This is a genomic window from Nonomuraea sp. NPDC049421, assembly GCF_040677005.1.
Lineage (GTDB): Bacteria > Actinomycetota > Actinomycetes > Streptosporangiales > Streptosporangiaceae > Nonomuraea > Nonomuraea salmonea.
In genome coordinates this window covers 92,208-107,693 of sequence record NZ_JBFAQA010000014.1, presented here as the reverse complement: position 1 = coordinate 107,693, position 15,486 = coordinate 92,208, and the positions used below count along the sequence as shown (strand labels likewise).

Genomic DNA, 15,486 nt, shown 5'->3' with positions numbered 1-15,486 from the left:
GGGTCCTTTCTGTCAGCGAGCCGCGACCGGCTCGGTGGACGGATAGATCATCTCCGCGGGCGGGTTCGACGTCCGCCTGGCCCACGGGTAGTACAGCGCGGCGGTGGCCAGCAGGCCGACGATCCACGAGATGTCGGCGCCGCCGAGCAGCTCGGTGACCGGCCCCGTGTAGAGCTTCTGCGCGAGGAAGGGGATCTGCACGAGGACGCCGAAGGCATAGGTGACCAGCGCGGTGACGTTCCAGCGGCCGTAGCGGCCCGCCGGGTCGTACAGGGCGGGGATGTCCACCCGCTCCTTGGAGATCAGGTAGTAGTCGGTGAGGTTGATCGCGCTCCACGGCGTGAACACCATGAGCAGCACCAGCACGAAGTTCTTGAAGTTGTCCAGGAAGTCCGCGCTGGCCATGATCGCCACCAGGACCGACACGGCGGTGAAGCCGACGATGTAGAGCGCGCGCACCACCGGCGAGACCCGCGAGCGGCCGTTGAACGCGGTCACGGTCGTCAGCAGGCACATGAAGCCGCCATAGGCGTTGAGCGTGTTCACCGTCAGCTTGCCCACCACGATCACGATGTAGATCAGCAGCGCGACGGCCGCGGGACCGGCCAGCTCGCCCACGAAGCCGACCTGGTCGCCGACGAACACCGCGCCCGAGACGGCGGCGATCAGCGCGCCCAGCGACATCGCCCACTGCGAGCCGATGACGCTGCCGAGGAACGTACCCCAGAACGTGGAGCGCTCACTGGTGCTGCGCGGCAGGTAGCGGGAGTAGTCGGCGACGTACGGGCCGAAGGTCAGCTGCCAGGCCGCGCCGAGCCCCACGGCCAGCAGGAACGTCGGCGCCTCGAAGCCCTTGACGCCGACGAAGGCGCCCACGTCGTACGTGGTGAAGACCTTGATCAGCAGGTAGCCGAGTCCGCACACGCCGATCACGGTCGCGATCCTGCCGACGGTGTGGATGAGCCGGTAGCCGGTCACCGCGACGATCACCGTCAGCAGCCCGAACAGCAGGATCCCGGCGGTCGCCGGCACGTGCAGGATCCGGCCGAGCGCCTGCCCGGCCAGCACGCTGCCGGTGGCGGCGAAGCCGAGGTACATCAGCACGACCAGGAGCAGCGGCAGCACGGCGCCGAGCACGCCGAACTGCGCCCGGCTGGAGATCATCTGGGGCAGTCCGAGCCGCGGCCCCTGCGCGGAGTGCAGCGCCATCACCACGCCGCCGAGCACGTTGCCGATGAGCAGGGCGATGATCGCCCAGAGGGCGTCGGCGCCGAACACGACGGCGAGCGCGCCGTCCACGATCGCGGTGATCTGCATGTTGGCGCCGAACCAGAGGGTGAACTGGCTGCGCGGCGTCCCGTGCCGCTCGGCGTCGGGGATCACGTCGATCGTCCGGCGCTCCACGGCAGGACCCGCGCCCAGTGATTGATGGTCGGTCATGGCGGTCCGCCTCTCGCGCGTCACGCGCCCTGGGGGAAACGGGGGTTCGAGGGGAAATGTACAGTCCTGTATATACAGCTCGCCACCCTTGGGAGGAAGATAAACTTCGGGCCATCGAGTCCGGAGATCGCTCCGCCCGCCGTCCCCCGACCGGAGGATCCGCCGAGCCATGGTGCCCATCACGGTGGTCGAGTCCGAGCTCGCCGCCCAGTTCCAGCAGCTCGGGCCCGCCTCGGCGCCCGCGTACGAGCGGGTCAAGAAGGTCATCAGCGCCGGCGTGCGCTCCGGCCGGTGGGCCCACGGCCAGCAGCTGCCGTCGGAGCACCAGCTCGTCGGCGCGCTCGGCCTGTCCCGCATGACCATCAACAGGGCGCTGCGCGAGCTCACCCATGAGGGGCTCATCGAGCGGCGGGCCGGCGTCGGCACGTTCGTCGCCGCGCCCAAGGCCGCCTCCGCGCTGCTCCAGGTCAGGAACATCGCCGACGACATCCGCCGGCACGGCCACCGCCACCACACCGAGGTCGTCTTCGTCCGCGAGGAGCCGTCCGACGCCGCCGACCCCGAGCTGCGCGCCGCCGCGGGGCCGGTCGTCTACCGCTCGCTCATCGTGCACTTCGAGGACGACACCCCGATCCAGCTCGAAGACCGCCTGGTCAACCCGGCCGCCGCACCCTGCTACCTCGACCGCGACTTCACCCGGCAGACCCCCCACGCCTACCTCAACGAGGTCGCCCCGCTCACCCGCGGCGAGCACATCGTCGAGGCGGTGCTCGGCGACGCCGCCCAGCGCAGGCTGCTGCGCATCGGCCGCCACGAGCCGTGCCTGCTCGTGCGCCGCCGCACCTGGTCGCGCGACGTGCTGGTCAGCGTGGCCCGGCTGCTCCACCCCGGCTCGCGCCACCGGCTCGAAGGCTCCTTCGGCGCCGACTGGACGCTCGACACCCGCTGAGCATGACCAGCCTGGGTACTGCCAGGCCGGGCACGACCAGGCTGGGCACGGTCAGCGGGTCGCCTCGATCAGGGCCCGGTGCGACGGGATCAGGCCGTCGGGCAGGTCGTCGGGGGCGCACCAGCGGGCCTCCAGGACCTCCATCGCGTTCAGCCGCAGGGTGCCGCCGGCGTACTCGGCCGCGTACGCGACCTCCATCCTCAGCCGGAACCCGCTCTTGAGCAGCACCAGCTCGCCCACCCGCACCTCCAGCCCGGTCTCCTCGCGCACCTCGCGCACGACCGTCTGCTCGAACGTCTCGCCGCGCTTCGCGCCGCCCGTGGGCAGCCCCCACGGGCGCTCCTCGGACCAGAACCGGTGCCGCAGCAGCAGCACCCGCCCGTCGCGGTCGCGCACCACCCCGGTCACCCCGACCATGAACTTGTCCTGCGTCAGGTAGAGCAGCCGCCACTTCACCGACCCGCGCAGGCTCCGCCACAGCCGGGCGATCAGCCTCTTCACCACGCGGCCCCGGTCAGGTGGGCAGCGCGGCGGTGGTGGTGAAGAAGGGGGCGAGGTGCGCGGTGTCGTTGAACCTGCGCAGGATCGACCGCGACTCGGTCAGCACCAGGTGCGACACCGCGGCGTTGTCGACCCCCAGGAACGCGAACGGCCGCGACCCGGTGGCCGCCGCCAGCGCCTCCGCGATCACGCCGGCGTGGGTCACCACCACGATCCGCTGGTCGGGATGGGCGGCCGCGAGCTTCTCCAGCACCTTCCTGACCCGCTCGGAGAACGCCGCCGCCGGCTCCGCGCCGGGGATGACGTCCCAGCGCTCCTCCTGCGCCATGCGCCGGGCGACCGGATGGCCCTCCGCCACCATGCGGCGGAACAGCCCGCCCTCCCACTCGCCCAGGTGCACCTCACGCAGCTCGGCCTCTGCCACCGGCGTCACGTCCAGTCGGGCGGCCAGCGGCGCCGCCGTCTCGGAGGTGCGGCGCAACGTGCTGACGTAGATCGCGTCGATCCGCTCGGCGGCCAGTCGCAGCGCCACCCGCTCGGCCTGCTCGCGGCCTTCGGGCGCGAGCGCCGGGTCACCCTGCCCGCCGACCAGCGGGAACGGCCGGTCGGGGCGGGCCGGCTCGGACTCGCCGTGCCGCACCAGCAGCACCTCGGTCGCGCCCGGCGGCGTACGGAACCGGCTCTGCCGGTATTCGACCGGCTCGTCGCGCTCATCCCTCACAGTCACCGGACCCTACTCCCTTCCGCCCGCCCGCGCCGGGCGTGATTGAATCGGCACTCGCGTACGGACGGAGGGGAAGCGCCATGGGAGTGGACCGGCGGCGGAGCGTGGTGTTCGGCGAGGCGGTCGATCAGTACGAGGCCGCGCGGCCCGGCTACCCCGAGCGGCTCGTCACCGAGGTGCTCGCCTACGCGCCCGGCGGCCCGGTGCTGGAGGTCGGCGCCGGCACGGGCAAGGCCACCGCCGGCTTCGCCGCCCGCGTGAGCGACCTGACCTGCGTCGAGCCCGACCCCAGGATGGCGGCGGCGCTCACGGCCAAGTGCCCCGGCGTGCGGGTGGTGAGCGGGATCTTCGAGGACTACGTCCCCGACCGCCGCTTCGCGCTGCTCTACTCCGCGCAGGCCTGGCACTGGGTGGACCCCGACCGGCGCTGGGACCTGGCCCATGCGGCGCTGGCCCCGTCGGGGGCGCTGGCGCTGTTCTGGAACCACTACATCCCCGCCGACGACGGGGTGCGCGCCGCACTCGGCCGGCTGGCCGAGCGGTACGGCCTGGCCAGCCAGAGCCTGCACCAGAACGAGGGCGACCGCGCCGAGGAGTCCGGCCACCTGCTGGACGGCGACCCCCGCTTCACCGACCTCGACCGGCGCCGCTACACCAGGACCGAGCGCTACGACACCGACCGCTTCGTCACCCTCACCGGCACGCTGTCCGCGTACCGGATCCTTCCCCCCGACGTGCGGGAGCGGGTGCTGGGCGAGGTCGGCGAGCTGGTGGGCGACGGCGTCAACCTGACCTTCACCACCGAACTCGCCCTCGCCCGCCGCATCTGAATCAGCCGCCCGCCTCCGGCTCGCACCCCGTCACGGGCGGCGGCGAGCGCTCTGGTACCGTGGCGCTCGCAGAAGTGATCGTCCGTGCTCGTCCCAGGGAGGTGAGACCCATCGCCGCTGTGTCAGGCCGGGTGCTCCCTTCCCGTAACCGTGCGGCCCACCAGGACTAGGTGACCGCGGGAGCGCCCGACGGCATCCCGAAAGGTTCCCATGTCTGTCTCCTCCTCGTCGCTTCCTTCCGCCGAGATCGTCGCCAGGCTGCGTGCCGCCGGCTGCGTGTTCGCCGAGGACGAAGCCGAGCTGCTCGTCTCCACCGCCGCCACCGCCGACGCCCTCGCCGCCATGCTCGAACGCCGGGTCGCCGGCGAGCCCCTGGAGCACGTCCTCGGGTGGGCGTCGTTCTGCGGGCTGCGCGTCCACGTCGAGCCCGGCGTGTTCGTGCCCAGGCCGCGTACGGAGTTCCTCGTCGACCGCGCCGTCGCCCTCGCCCGCGAGGTGCCGGGCCGGCCGGTGGTCCTCGACATGTGCTGCGGCACCGGCGCCATGGGCGCCGCCGTCGCGGCGGGGCTGGCCGGGCGGGTGGAGCTGCACGCGGCCGACCTCGACCCGGCCGCCGTGCGCTGCGCCCGCCGCAACCTGCCCGCCGCGCACGTCTACCAGGGCGACCTGTACGACCCCCTGCCGCCGTCGCTCCAAGGCCGGGTCGACATCCTCATCACCAGCCCGCCCTACGTCCCCTCGGAATCGGTCGCCCTCCTGCCTCCTGAAGCCCGCCTCCACGAGCCGCGCTTCGCCCTGGACGGCGGCGAGGACGGCTTGGACGTCGTCCGCCGCGTGATCGCCGCCGCCCCCTTCTGGCTGACCCCCGGTGGTCGCCTCCTGGTGGAGACCAGCCAGAACCAGGCGGCGGCCACCGCCGAAGCAGTGCGCTCAGCCGGCCTCCTCCCTCGCATCACCACCTCACCGGAGTACGACGCGACAACCGTCATAGGCACCCTCGCCCGTCCCACCCCATGACCAGGGAGAGGTGGTTGGCCGCCCCCTCCTTCGCCGCACCCATCCCAAGTGGGCCGCTCCCTCCGCCCCCGCCCGGGACCCGGTCCCCAGCCCGGGCGGGTCTTCCGCTCAACCACCTCCGACCCGCCCTCAACCCCGAGGGAATTTGCGGCTTTTGGCGGGCGGCATGCCGTTGGGTGGTTCGTGGACTTCGCTTTTGATTCGCGCTTTCATGGCCTCCGTCGATTTCCAGGACGGAGGCTCAAATGGGTCGTGCTCGGAGAATAACCGGAATAGCCATGGCATTCGCCACGGTGCTGGCCACCGCGCCGGTGGCGGAGGCGGCGGAGCGGCGGGCGCCGGTACGCATCACGCGCTTCCTCGGCGAGCAGCGCATCCCGTACAAGACGACGTTCCAGGGCACCACCGTGGGCGGCCTGTCCGGCGTCGACCGCGACCCGCGCACCGGCACCTGGTACCTCATCTCCGACGACCGCGACCGGTACAATCCGGCCCGCTTCTACACCGGCCACCTCGACATCAACCGCAGGACCGGCGACTTCACCGGCGTCCGCCTGACCGGCGTCCGCACGCTGACCCGCCCGGACGGCACCCCCTACCCCGGGTACGGCAGGCCGGGCGCGGCGGACGCGGAGACGATCAGGTTCGACCGGTGGACGAACCGGCTGGTGTGGGGCGACGAGGGCGACCGGCCCGACGCCAGAAATCCCGACATTCCCATTTCACAACCGGCCATTCGCAGAGCAGACCTGAACGGCCGCGAGGTAGGCGAATTCGCTCTCCCGCGTAATTTGCGGCTGACGACTACGGAACGCGGCCCGAGGCGTAATTTCGGATTCGAGGGATTGGCGGTCACCGCCCGTTCCGTCACCGCCGTCACCGAGGGCCCGCGCTACGAGGACGGCCCCCTGCCCACGGCCGAGCGCGGCTCGGTGGCCAGGATCACCGTCTGGGACCGCCAGGGCAGGCCGCGCGGCCAGTACGCCTACCGCCTCGACCGCCTGCCCGAGCCGCCGAACCCGCCCACCGGCGACGCCGACACCGGCGTGTCGGAGATCCTGGCCATCGACGACCACCGCTACCTGGCGCTGGAACGTTCCTGGATCGAGGGCGTGAACTACCGCGTCAAGCTGTACGAGATCGACCTGCGCGGCGCCTCCAACGTGCTCGGCCGAGACTCGCTGGCCCGCGGCGGCTACCGTCCGGCCGGCAAGCGCCTGGTCTACGACCTCGGCACGTTCCGGCCTCCGGTGCAGAACCTGGAGAGCCTGTCGTGGGGCCCGCGCCTGACCGGCGGAGAATGCACGCTGGTGATCGGCTCGGACGACAACTTCGACGAACGCGAGACGACCCGCTTCATGGCCTTCGCCGCCACGGGCTGCCCATAGTCCCCGCAATAGTCCCCGTCAGATGCCGTGGATGCGGCGGCCGGTGACGCGCTGCGGCGTGATCCGGATGTAGAGCGGCCGGTCGCCGCCCGCCCACGGCGTGACCCCGGAGCGGGCGAGATCGGCCGTCTCCTCGGGCGGCATGTGGTGCGCGGGCCCCTGCACCAGGACGCTCCACCCCTCCCTGGTGGCCTCGTCGAAGTGGTCGATCTGGAAGGCGATGACGATGTCCACGCCGTCCAGCCCGGTACGCAGGTCCTTGTCCATCGGCCCGCCCGCCGCCGTACGGAAGATGATGTTCCCGTCGTGCAGCTTGTAGTTGACCGGCAGCACGGTCGGCCCGTGCGAGCCGCTGAACGCGACCCGCCCGATGCCGCCCGGCGCGATCAGCCGCAGCGACTCGGCCTCGTCCAGCGTCTCCAGACTGGGGTGCGCGGCGGCGGGGCCACGGCCGGGCGGCCGGTCGTGCCCGCCGCCGAGCAGCTCGTCCACCGTGGTCCCCAGCGCGTCGGCGAGCCGGTAGAGCGTGCCGCCGTCGGGAGTGTCGGCGTGCTCCTCCAGGTATTTGAGGTAGCCCGCCGACATGCCCGCGTGCTCGGCGACCTGCTCGCGGGTCAGGCCGCGGCGCTCGCGGTGATGGATGATGCGTCGTCCGAGGTCGCCGGTGCCGGACATGATGGCCTCTCCTGGCTTGAAGGTGCGGCACGCGACCCCGTTGACGCGTGCCTCTTGATGGTCGGCGTCGATGAACAGCGGCCGTCCCCGGTAGCAGATCGGCATCGACACCTCGCCGAGCCGGTCGGGCAGCAGCGGGTCGAGCCACAGCCCGTCGCGCCGCGGCTCCACCCCGAGGTAGCAGCGTTGTAGTAGGTCGAGTGTGCCGCCCATGGCGCCCAGGTGGATGCCTTCCGCGGTGGTCCCGCCCTGGACGTCCTTCAGGTCGCTCTGCAGCGCCTCGATGAAGAACTCCCACGAGCGTTCCCGATCGAGCCTGGCCAGCGCCCAGGCGTGCACGACGGCGCTGAGCGTGGAGCCGTGGCTGGTGCGCCGCAGGTAGTACGCGATCGTGCGGGGGATGAGGCCGTCGTCCACCTCGTAGCCCAGGTGTTCGAGCAGCCCGGTCAGCTCGCCGCCGGTCAGCAGGTAGCAGAGCATCAGCGTGTCGGCCTGCTTGGACGCCTTGTAGCGGTTGACGTCGTCGCCGTCGGCCTCCAGCGCCCGGTCCAGCCGGCGCACGCCGCGGTAGCGGTCCCAGTCGAGCTCCTCCAGCCCGGCGTACCCGGTGAACTGGCTGATGACGCCGTCGTGGAAGTCGACCCGCAGGCGGCGGCCCACGTCGTCCCAGCGGTCGAGCTCGCCGGGGCGCGGCGTGACGTCGGGGCAGAGCGCGGCGGCCTCGCGGGCGCGGCGCATCAGCCAGGCGGTCATCACGTTGGTGTAGGCGTTGTTGTCCAGGCCGGGGGAGTCCGCGCCGGGGTAGGCGTCGTGGTACTCGTCGGGGCCCATGACGCCGCGGATCTCGTACCGGCCGTCGATCTCGACGGCGAGCGAGGCGAAGAAACGGGCGATCTCCAGCAGCATCTCGGCGCACCACGCCGGCATCGAGCCGGTGGCGAGGAAGTGCTGCCACACGTCGTACGCGACCGCCAGGCCGACGTGCCGCTGCAGCCGGGAGTCGTCCGGCAGCCAGCGGCCCGACTTGGGGTTGAGGTGCAGGACCTGGGTCTCCTCGCGGCCGTCGCTGCCGCTCTGCCAGGGGAACATGGCGCCGTCGTGCCCGGCCAGCCGGGCCGCGTCCATGGCCTCGGGCAGCCGCCGCCACCGGTACCGCAGCAGCCCCTCGGAGATCTCGGGGAAGCGCAGCGCGAGCCACGGCAGGACGAACAGCTCGTCCCAGAACACGTGCCCCCGGTACGCCTCGCCGTGCAGCCCCCGCGCGGGCACCCCCGCGTCGAGGCCGGCGGTGTGCGGGGAGAGCGTCTGCAGCAGGTGGAAGATGTTCACGTGGACGAGCTGCGACAGCTCGGAGCCGTCCACGTCCATCCTGGCCCTGCGCCACAGCCGCTCCCACGCCGCCATGTGCCGGGCCAGCAGCTCGGGGAAGGGCGGCGCCCTGCGTACGTGCCGCAGCGCCGACGAGCGCGGGTCGTGACTGGCGGGGTCGCGCGACGACGTCAGCGCCACGGTCTTGACGAGCCGGGACGGGCGTCCCTCCGCCAGGTCGAGCACGTGGTCGGAGGTGATGTGGTCACCCGCCAGCACCGGACGTGCTCCCGTGCCGGTCTCCGCGTCGATCCTGGCGGCCAGCGTCACGGCGACGTGGGAGGAGCGGGTGACGGCCGTCAGCCAGGCCAGGTCGTCCTCGGAGCCGGTCTCGTGGCAGGTCAGGTGGTCGCCGCGCAGGTCGCGGTAGCGGGCCACGCCCTCGTTGGCGACCCGCCCCTCCAGGGCGGCCCGCACCCGCAGCGGGCCCGACCAGTTCTCGGCGGTGAACGTGCACTCCTGCGCCGCGAGGTACGGATCCGCCATCGACACCAGGCGGCGCTGGCGTACCCGGGTGACGCGGCCCTCCGCGTCGCGCCAGCGCAGCAGCCGCACCAGCACGCCGTGCCGCAGGTCCAGCTCGTGCCGGTAGAGCAGCAGGTCGGCCGCCTGCGGACGGAACCAGTCCGTGCCGGGCGTGGCGAACCACAGCGGCAGCCAGTCGGGCAGGTGGACGATGTCCTCGTTGGTGACGGTGTGCCCGGCCACGACCGAGTCGAGCCGGTCGTAACACCCCGCCAGGTACGTGCCCGGAGTCCGCGGCTCCCCGTCCGGCGTCGCCCCCCGCGTCGCGAACCGGCCGTTGCCCAGCGTGCACAGCGCCTCGCGCAGCCCCTCACCCTCGGGATCGAACCCCTCGTACGTGAGCGTCCACGCGCTCATCGCCGCCCCACCGGCACCCGTCCCGTGACGTCGGCCTCCGCCAGGTCGGACACCACCGCGTCGGCGCCCGCGGCCAGCATCGCGGCGGCCCGCGTACCGCTCCTGTCCACCGCGACGATCCGCCCGAAACCGCCCCTGCGGGCCGCCTCGACGCCGGGCACCGCGTCCTCCACCACGCCCACCTGCCCGGCGGCCAGATCGAGCCGCCGCGCGGCCTCCAGGAACAGTGCCGGGTCCGGCTTGCCCGGCAGGCCGAGCCTGGCCGCGTCCGTGCCGTCCACCAGCACGTCGAACAGGTGCAGCACGCCCGCCGACGCCACCATCGAGCGGCAGTGCCTGCTGGCCGAGACCACCGCGGTGCGGCAGCCGCGCCTGCGCAGCTCGTGCAGCAGCTCGACCGTCGAGGGGAACGCGGCCACGCCGTGCTGCGCGATCTCCTGGACGAACAACTCGTCCTTGGCCCGGCCCAGCCCGTGGACGGTCGGCGCGCCCGGCTCGTCGTCCGGCCCGCCCTCGGGCAGTGAGACGCCGCGCGAGGCCAGGAACGTGCGCACGCCGTCGAGCCGCGGCCGCCCGTCCACGTAGGTCAGGTAGTCGGCGCGTACGTCGAACGGCGCGGAACGGCCGCGCAGGAAGCCGTCGAACACGTGCTTCCACGCCGCCGCGTGCACCCGGGCCGTGTCGGTGACCACGCCGTCGGTGTCGAAGACGACGGCCCGCAGGGCGGTGAGATCGAAGGTGGTCATGCCCGGACGCTACCCGCGCAGGCCCGGCTCAGCCATGGACCGAAGACCTCGCCCGCCGGGACCTTCGCAAGGCACGCGAAGAGGCACGCGAACCATGGCCGTCCTGGGTACGTCTACCTCAACAGATGGCCCGTCGGCAGGAGGTACCGCATGAGAGCGACGACCGTACGCGTGCTGCCCCTGCTGGCCGCGCTCGCCCTGGGCGCGGCGGGCTGCGGGGGCGCCCCCGGCGGTGGCACCACCGCCACCCTCACCCCCGCCGCCACCGCATCTGAGCCCGGCTCCACCGTCACGCCCGACCCCGGCGAGGTGCCGACGTCGGGCACGCCCGCGCCCGCCCCGCGCACGTCCGGCGCCTCCGCGCCCGCGCGGCTGCTCATCGCCGGCCGCTACCAGCCGCTGTGGCCGTTCTCCGGGCCTGACGAGGTGGCCGCCTGGCAGCGCGCCTACCAGACGAACGGCCACCAGCCGTGGCACCTCGACCCCGCCGCGACCGCGATCGGCTTCTCCCGCGACTACCTCGGCTTCACCGAGATCGACCAGGCCGTCAAGACGGTCGTGGACGGCGAGCACGCCCGCGTGCACGTCGGCCTGCGGACGGAGGAGGGGCCGAAGCCGATGGTGGCGGCGGTGGTGCACCTCATGCGGTACGGCTCGGGCGAGCACGCGCCCTGGGAGGTCGTCGGCACCGACGACACCACGTTCTCACTCACCGAGCCGGCGTACGGCGCCTCCGTCACCTCGCCGCTGACCGTCGGCGGCCGCATCACCGGCGTGGACGAGAGCATCAGGATCCAGGTCCTGCACCCCGGCTCGGACAAGCCGCTCGGTGAGCGCTGCTGCGTGAGCGCGGGCGGGCGGAAGTCGCCGTGGTCCGGCAAGCTCTCCTTCACGCCGCGTGACGGCCGTACGCTGACCGTCGTCGCCTCGACCGGCGGCCACGTCGCCGAGGTCGAACGCTTCGCCGTGACGGGCGTGACCCTGCCCCTGTGATGCGATAGTAAGTGAACGCTGGCGGAGGGCGTCGCCACGCCGGAGGACCTCGCGGGCAGCCTCGGCTTCCTGCAGCTCGACCTGACCGACCCCGGCTTCCGTACGCACGCCGCCGCGCACGCCCACCGCACCCGCGACGAGATCGCCGCCCTGCCCGAGGCCGTCGACCAGACCCTGCGGCCCTGCCTGTCCGGCTGAAGGACCCCCCGGCTGAAAGCACTCGCGACGCACCGGCGGATAACGGGACCGCCGGCCATGTCGCGAGGGATGATCGTGGCACGACACTCCGGTCACCAGCGCGAGGTGCTCATGAGTCACGTGGAAGAGACCGCAGAACCGGCGCCGGGCTCGCTGGCCGAGCTGGCCCGCCGCCACGGCCTGCGCCCCGCCATCGCGCGTCCCCGGTTCCGCGTCTACCTGCGCCGGCTGTGGGAGCGGCGGCACTTCGTGCTGACCTACGCCACCTCGCGCAACGTCTCCAGATACTCGGGCTCGGCGCTCGGGCAGCTCTGGCAGGTCATCACCCCGCTGCTCAACGCCGCCATCTACTACGTGATGTTCGGCCTCATCCTGGGCGGCAGCGACCGGGTGCCGAACTATCCCGCGTTCCTGCTGACCGGCATGTTCGTCTTCACCTACACCCAGCGCACGGCCACCGCGGGCGCCAAGTCCATCTCGGGCAACCTGTCCCTCATCCGCGCCCTGCACTTCCCGCGCGCCTCGCTGCCGCTGGCGTACACGATCCAGGAGCTGCAGCAGCTCGCCATCTCCATGGGCGTGCTGCTGCTCATCGTGGTGCTCACCGGCGAGCTGCCCAACTGGTTCTGGCTGATGATCCCGGTCGTGCTGGTGCTGCAGACGATGTTCAACATCGGGGCGGGGCTGATCCTCGCCAGGCTCGGCTCCCAGCTGCGCGACCTCGGGCAGCTGCTGCCGTTCATCATGCGGACCTGGCTGTACGCCTCCGGCGTGTTCTTCGCCATCCACGACAAGGTGGTCAACAGGGCCGGGCTGCCCGAATGGGTGGCGACCGTGATGTACCTGAACCCGGCGGCGTCGTACATCGAGTGGATGCGCGACATCCTCATCGGCAGCCACAGCCCGCCGCCGATGGTCTGGCTGGCGTGCCTGGTGTGGGCGGTCCTCGCGCTCGTCCTCGGATCCTGGTACTTCTGGCGGGCCGAGGACCGCTACGGACGCGGCTAGGGCGGCACGCCGACGGCGGACGCCCGGCCCGCGGGAGCGGGCCGGGCGCCGCATTCGCCCGTGCGGACCGTCACTTGCCGGAGCGGGTCGTCGTCTTGCGCGGCGCCCTGGTCTCCCCGTTGCTCGGCGTCTCGACCAGCGGCGTGTCCACGAGGTGCTCGACCAGGAACCAGACCTGCAGCTCACCGGTCCTGATCACCTCGGAGACCAGCAGGTCGTTGGTGCCGTCGTCGCCCAGCTCGGCGGCCCGTGACGCCGCGTCCCGCGAGGCGAGCAGGATGGTCTCGTGCGCCTCGACCAGGCGCGAGAGCATGGCCGGCACCTCCTCGGCGCCGTTCGGCGGGCGCGGGACCACGGTGATCTCGGCGACGTGCCGCGGGTCGCCGACCGCGATGCCGCCCAGCGTCTGCACCCGCTCCGCGATCTCGTCCACCAGTTCCAGCTGCTCCTTGGCGTGCTTGTCGAGCAGCAGGTGGAGCTGGTAGAAAGTCGGGCCGCGCATCAGCCAGTGATGCTTCTTGTACAGGGCGTAGAGGATCTGCGTGTCGGCCAGGATCTGGTTCAGCCGGCCGCAGGAGTAGTTGCGGGCCTCATCGGACAGGGCCAGCGGCCACGTCCGCACTGTGCCGTATTCCTGGATCTCGGTGCCGTCCACGTGCAGCCACGGCTGGCTGCTCGTTTTCTTGGACGCTTTGCTGCTGCCTTTGGCGGGCACGATCATCTCCCGGTGCGGTGATTTTGAGCCGATCCGTCCTCGAACCTTCCCGTGTGTCGGCAAAAGGAGCTCCAGCCCGTATCAGCGGCTGGCAAAAAGTGGTCACAAGCCGGGGTGGCGGGCGAGCCAGATCGTACGGCGGGTGCGTACGGACAGGTCGTCGCGGCGCGACAGGCTGCGCGGGCCGTCCGGGGTCAGCAGGTCGTCGAGCACCGCCAGGTCGTCTGCCGCCAGCGTGCCCTCCAGGCCGCCGCGCATGCGGCGCAGCGCCACCTCCGCGTAGCGGGTGGCGGCCGGCGGGAGCGGGGGCCGCAGGTCGATGACGAACTCCCGCTCCGCCTCGACCGTGAAGCCGTTCGCCGCCAGCCGCGGCCCCCAGTCGGAGCCGAACGTCGGCAGCGCGGCGGCCCGGCGCTCGTCCAGCACGGCGTGGCCGCGCCCCTCCAGCCCTGGCCGGCCGAAGCCGAGGTCTTCGGGGAGGAAACGGGGGAAGGAGTCCATCTCGACCGCCACCAGCAGCCCGCCGGGGCGCAGCGCGGCGAGCACCTCGCCGAGGACGCGATCGGGGTCGGCCAGGTGGTGCAGCGACGCCGCCGCCCACACCAGATCGACGGTGCCGACCTCGGGCCACGTGCTGTCGAGGTCCGCCTGGAGCGTACGGACGCGCTTGTCCACGCCGCGCTCGCGAGCCTTGGCCTCCAGGTGGCGCAGCATGTCCTCCGCCATGTCCACGGCCGTCACCTCCGCGTCCGCGAACCGCTCCAGCAGCGCGAACGTGCCCGCGCCCGTGCCGCTGCCCAGGTCGAGCAGGCGGAGGGGCGGCCGGTCGGCGGTCAGCCCGTCGATCCAGGCGGTCACCTCGGCCAGGTGCGGTTGCAGCACCTCGGCGTCGAGATCGAGCAACTCGGCCATCGCCGCCGACGCGTGCGGGTCGTGGTGGTGCCCGTGCCCATGCCCATGCCCATGTCCTGAGGCGTGCTCGGCGCCGTGCCGGTGGTCGTGCTCGTGGGAGCCGTGGGCGGCCTGATGTCCGGAATCGTGCGCGGGGTGGTGTGCCATGGCTCGACTCTAAGCGGGCTTGCGTATGGCGACCTACCGTCTTGCGCAGGACGCAAGAAGACGGCGCGAAATATCCCGTTGCCTGCACATCACGGCGCTGGGAGGCTCTTCGCCATGCTCGCCTTCACCGCCTTCGACGGCACCACCCTCGCCTACCACGAGTCCGGCTCAGGCCACCCGCTCATCTGCCTGCCCGGCGGGCCGATGCAGGACTCCGCCTACCTCGGCGGCCTCGGCGGCCTCGACGTCCACCGGCGGCTGGTCAAGCTCGACCCGCGCGGCACGGGCGGCTCCGCCACGCCCGCGGACCCCGAGACGTACCGGTGCGATCGGCAAGTGGACGACGTCGAAGCTCTGCGCGCCCACCTCGGCCTCGACCGCATGGCCCTGCTCGGCCACTCCGCCGGCACGAACCTCGCCCTCCAGTACGCCATCCGCCACCCCGGCCGCGTGGCCGCCCTCGTCCTCGTCACCCCCAGCCCCATGGGCGCCGGCATCGAGGTCACCGGCCAGGACCGCCTCGACGTCGCCCGGCTGCGTGCGGCCGAGCCCTGGTACCCGCGGGCGTACGCCGCGCTCGAAGCCGTCGTCGCGGGCACCGGCGCCGACTGGGACGCCCTCGACCCCTTCTTCCACGGCCGCTGGGACGACGAGACCCGCCGCTACCACGCCGCCCAGGCCCCCGCCCGCAACACCGACGCCGCCGCCGTCTTCGGCTCCGCCTTCGACCCCGACGCCACCGGAAAGGCGCTGGCCGCCCTCGACGTGCCCGCGCTGGTGCTGGCCGGCGAGGTGGACCTCAACACCCCGCCGTCCGCCGCGGAGAAGCTGGCCGCGCTGCTGCCGTCCGCCGAGACGGCCGTCCAGCCCGCCGCCGCCCACTTCCCCTGGCGCGACGACCCGCCCCGCTTCGTGCGGACGATCGAGACGTTCCTGTCGGTCCACCCGTAGGGCGGCGACCGGGGACGGCTCACCGGCAGGCCGGTGGAAGGC

The 15,486-nt window shown here is 72.6% G+C and carries 14 protein-coding genes; 7 read left to right on the top strand and 7 right to left on the bottom strand.

Annotation, left to right across the window (positions count from 1 at the left end; all coding sequences use genetic code 11):
• Window positions 1-12: 12 nt before the first annotated feature.
• A complete protein-coding gene (locus AB0K18_RS24295; RefSeq protein WP_364917974.1) occupies window positions 13-1,440 on the bottom strand; it encodes a cytosine permease in 1,428 nt (475 codons plus the stop codon).
• Window positions 1,441-1,609: 169 nt separating this feature from the next.
• Here AB0K18_RS24295 and hutC point away from each other — a divergent pair, with 169 nt between their 5' ends.
• The gene (gene hutC / locus AB0K18_RS24290; RefSeq protein WP_364917971.1) at window positions 1,610-2,389 is read left to right on the top strand and encodes a histidine utilization repressor; all 780 of its coding nucleotides are present in this window, start codon (window positions 1,610-1,612) and stop codon (window positions 2,387-2,389) included.
• A gap of 51 nt (window positions 2,390-2,440) precedes the next feature.
• Here hutC and AB0K18_RS24285 read toward each other — a convergent pair whose 3' ends face one another.
• Entirely contained in the window at window positions 2,441-2,893 is a 453-nt protein-coding gene (locus tag AB0K18_RS24285) for an NUDIX domain-containing protein (RefSeq protein WP_364917969.1), read from the bottom strand.
• A 10-nt stretch (window positions 2,894-2,903) separates the two neighbouring features.
• Window positions 2,904-3,617: a histidine phosphatase family protein gene (locus AB0K18_RS24280; protein WP_364917966.1), complete on the bottom strand. Its 714-nt coding sequence runs from the start codon at window positions 3,615-3,617 to the stop codon at window positions 2,904-2,906.
• A gap of 77 nt (window positions 3,618-3,694) precedes the next feature.
• On the opposite strand from AB0K18_RS24280, the gene AB0K18_RS24275 reads away from it, so the two are divergent.
• The 3 genes from AB0K18_RS24275 (at window position 3,695) to AB0K18_RS24265 (ending at window position 6,849) form a co-directional block, all read left to right on the top strand.
• Window positions 3,695-4,444: a class I SAM-dependent methyltransferase gene (locus AB0K18_RS24275; protein ID WP_364917963.1), complete on the top strand. Its 750-nt coding sequence runs from the start codon at window positions 3,695-3,697 to the stop codon at window positions 4,442-4,444.
• Between the two features lie 210 nt (window positions 4,445-4,654).
• Entirely contained in the window at window positions 4,655-5,461 is an 807-nt protein-coding gene (locus tag AB0K18_RS24270) for a putative protein N(5)-glutamine methyltransferase (protein ID WP_364917960.1), read from the top strand.
• A 278-nt stretch (window positions 5,462-5,739) separates the two neighbouring features.
• Entirely contained in the window at window positions 5,740-6,849 is a 1,110-nt protein-coding gene (locus tag AB0K18_RS24265; RefSeq protein ID WP_364917957.1) for an esterase-like activity of phytase family protein, read from the top strand.
• A gap of 18 nt (window positions 6,850-6,867) precedes the next feature.
• On the opposite strand, the gene AB0K18_RS24260 is transcribed toward AB0K18_RS24265, so the two are convergent.
• On the bottom strand, window positions 6,868-9,774 hold the full coding sequence (locus AB0K18_RS24260) for a pyridoxamine 5'-phosphate oxidase family protein (RefSeq protein ID WP_364917953.1): 2,907 nt from the start codon (window positions 9,772-9,774) through the stop codon (window positions 6,868-6,870).
• Window positions 9,771-10,520: an HAD-IA family hydrolase gene (locus AB0K18_RS24255; protein ID WP_364917950.1), complete on the bottom strand. Its 750-nt coding sequence runs from the start codon at window positions 10,518-10,520 to the stop codon at window positions 9,771-9,773. The genes AB0K18_RS24260 and AB0K18_RS24255 overlap by 4 nt, the downstream gene beginning before the upstream one ends.
• Before the next feature lie 150 nt (window positions 10,521-10,670).
• On the opposite strand from AB0K18_RS24255, the gene AB0K18_RS24250 reads away from it, so the two are divergent.
• Together AB0K18_RS24250 and AB0K18_RS24245 are read left to right on the top strand one after the other, a co-directional pair.
• Window positions 10,671-11,513: a hypothetical protein gene (locus AB0K18_RS24250; protein ID WP_364917947.1), complete on the top strand. Its 843-nt coding sequence runs from the start codon at window positions 10,671-10,673 to the stop codon at window positions 11,511-11,513.
• Window positions 11,514-11,822: 309 nt separating this feature from the next.
• Window positions 11,823-12,719 carry an ABC transporter permease gene (locus AB0K18_RS24245; RefSeq protein WP_364917944.1) on the top strand — a complete coding sequence of 299 codons (897 nt, stop codon included), beginning with the start codon at window positions 11,823-11,825 and terminating at the stop codon, window positions 12,717-12,719.
• A gap of 70 nt (window positions 12,720-12,789) precedes the next feature.
• On the opposite strand, the gene AB0K18_RS24240 is transcribed toward AB0K18_RS24245, so the two are convergent.
• The gene (locus tag AB0K18_RS24240) at window positions 12,790-13,434 is read right to left on the bottom strand and encodes a DNA starvation/stationary phase protection protein (RefSeq protein WP_364917942.1); all 645 of its coding nucleotides are present in this window, start codon (window positions 13,432-13,434) and stop codon (window positions 12,790-12,792) included.
• Between the two features lie 102 nt (window positions 13,435-13,536).
• Window positions 13,537-14,493, bottom strand: a complete 957-nt coding sequence (locus tag AB0K18_RS24235) for a class I SAM-dependent methyltransferase (RefSeq protein ID WP_364917940.1) — start codon at window positions 14,491-14,493, stop codon at window positions 13,537-13,539.
• A 114-nt stretch (window positions 14,494-14,607) separates the two neighbouring features.
• Between AB0K18_RS24235 and AB0K18_RS24230 the strand changes: the two genes are divergently transcribed.
• A complete protein-coding gene (locus AB0K18_RS24230; RefSeq protein ID WP_364917938.1) occupies window positions 14,608-15,444 on the top strand; it encodes an alpha/beta hydrolase in 837 nt (278 codons plus the stop codon).
• Window positions 15,445-15,486: the final 42 nt, after the last annotated feature.

Bases quoted from the DNA above. Each gene is read 5' to 3' on its own strand.
- AB0K18_RS24250 (WP_364917947.1), top strand. From the start codon at position 10,671: ATGAGAGCGACGACCGTACGCGTGCTGCCCCTGCTGGCCGCGCTCGCC.
- hutC (WP_364917971.1), top strand. From the start codon at position 1,610: ATGGTGCCCATCACGGTGGTCGAGTCCGAGCTCGCCGCCCAGTTCCAG.
- AB0K18_RS24235 (WP_364917940.1), bottom strand. From the start codon at position 14,493: ATGGCACACCACCCCGCGCACGATTCCGGACATCAGGCCGCCCACGGC.
- AB0K18_RS24275 (WP_364917963.1), top strand. From the start codon at position 3,695: ATGGGAGTGGACCGGCGGCGGAGCGTGGTGTTCGGCGAGGCGGTCGAT.
- AB0K18_RS24255 (WP_364917950.1), bottom strand. From the start codon at position 10,520: ATGACCACCTTCGATCTCACCGCCCTGCGGGCCGTCGTCTTCGACACC.
- AB0K18_RS24260 (WP_364917953.1), bottom strand. From the start codon at position 9,774: ATGAGCGCGTGGACGCTCACGTACGAGGGGTTCGATCCCGAGGGTGAG.
- AB0K18_RS24230 (WP_364917938.1), top strand. From the start codon at position 14,608: ATGCTCGCCTTCACCGCCTTCGACGGCACCACCCTCGCCTACCACGAG.
- AB0K18_RS24245 (WP_364917944.1), top strand. From the start codon at position 11,823: ATGAGTCACGTGGAAGAGACCGCAGAACCGGCGCCGGGCTCGCTGGCC.
- AB0K18_RS24265 (WP_364917957.1), top strand. From the start codon at position 5,740: ATGGCATTCGCCACGGTGCTGGCCACCGCGCCGGTGGCGGAGGCGGCG.
- AB0K18_RS24295 (WP_364917974.1), bottom strand. From the start codon at position 1,440: ATGACCGACCATCAATCACTGGGCGCGGGTCCTGCCGTGGAGCGCCGG.
- AB0K18_RS24270 (WP_364917960.1), top strand. From the start codon at position 4,655: ATGTCTGTCTCCTCCTCGTCGCTTCCTTCCGCCGAGATCGTCGCCAGG.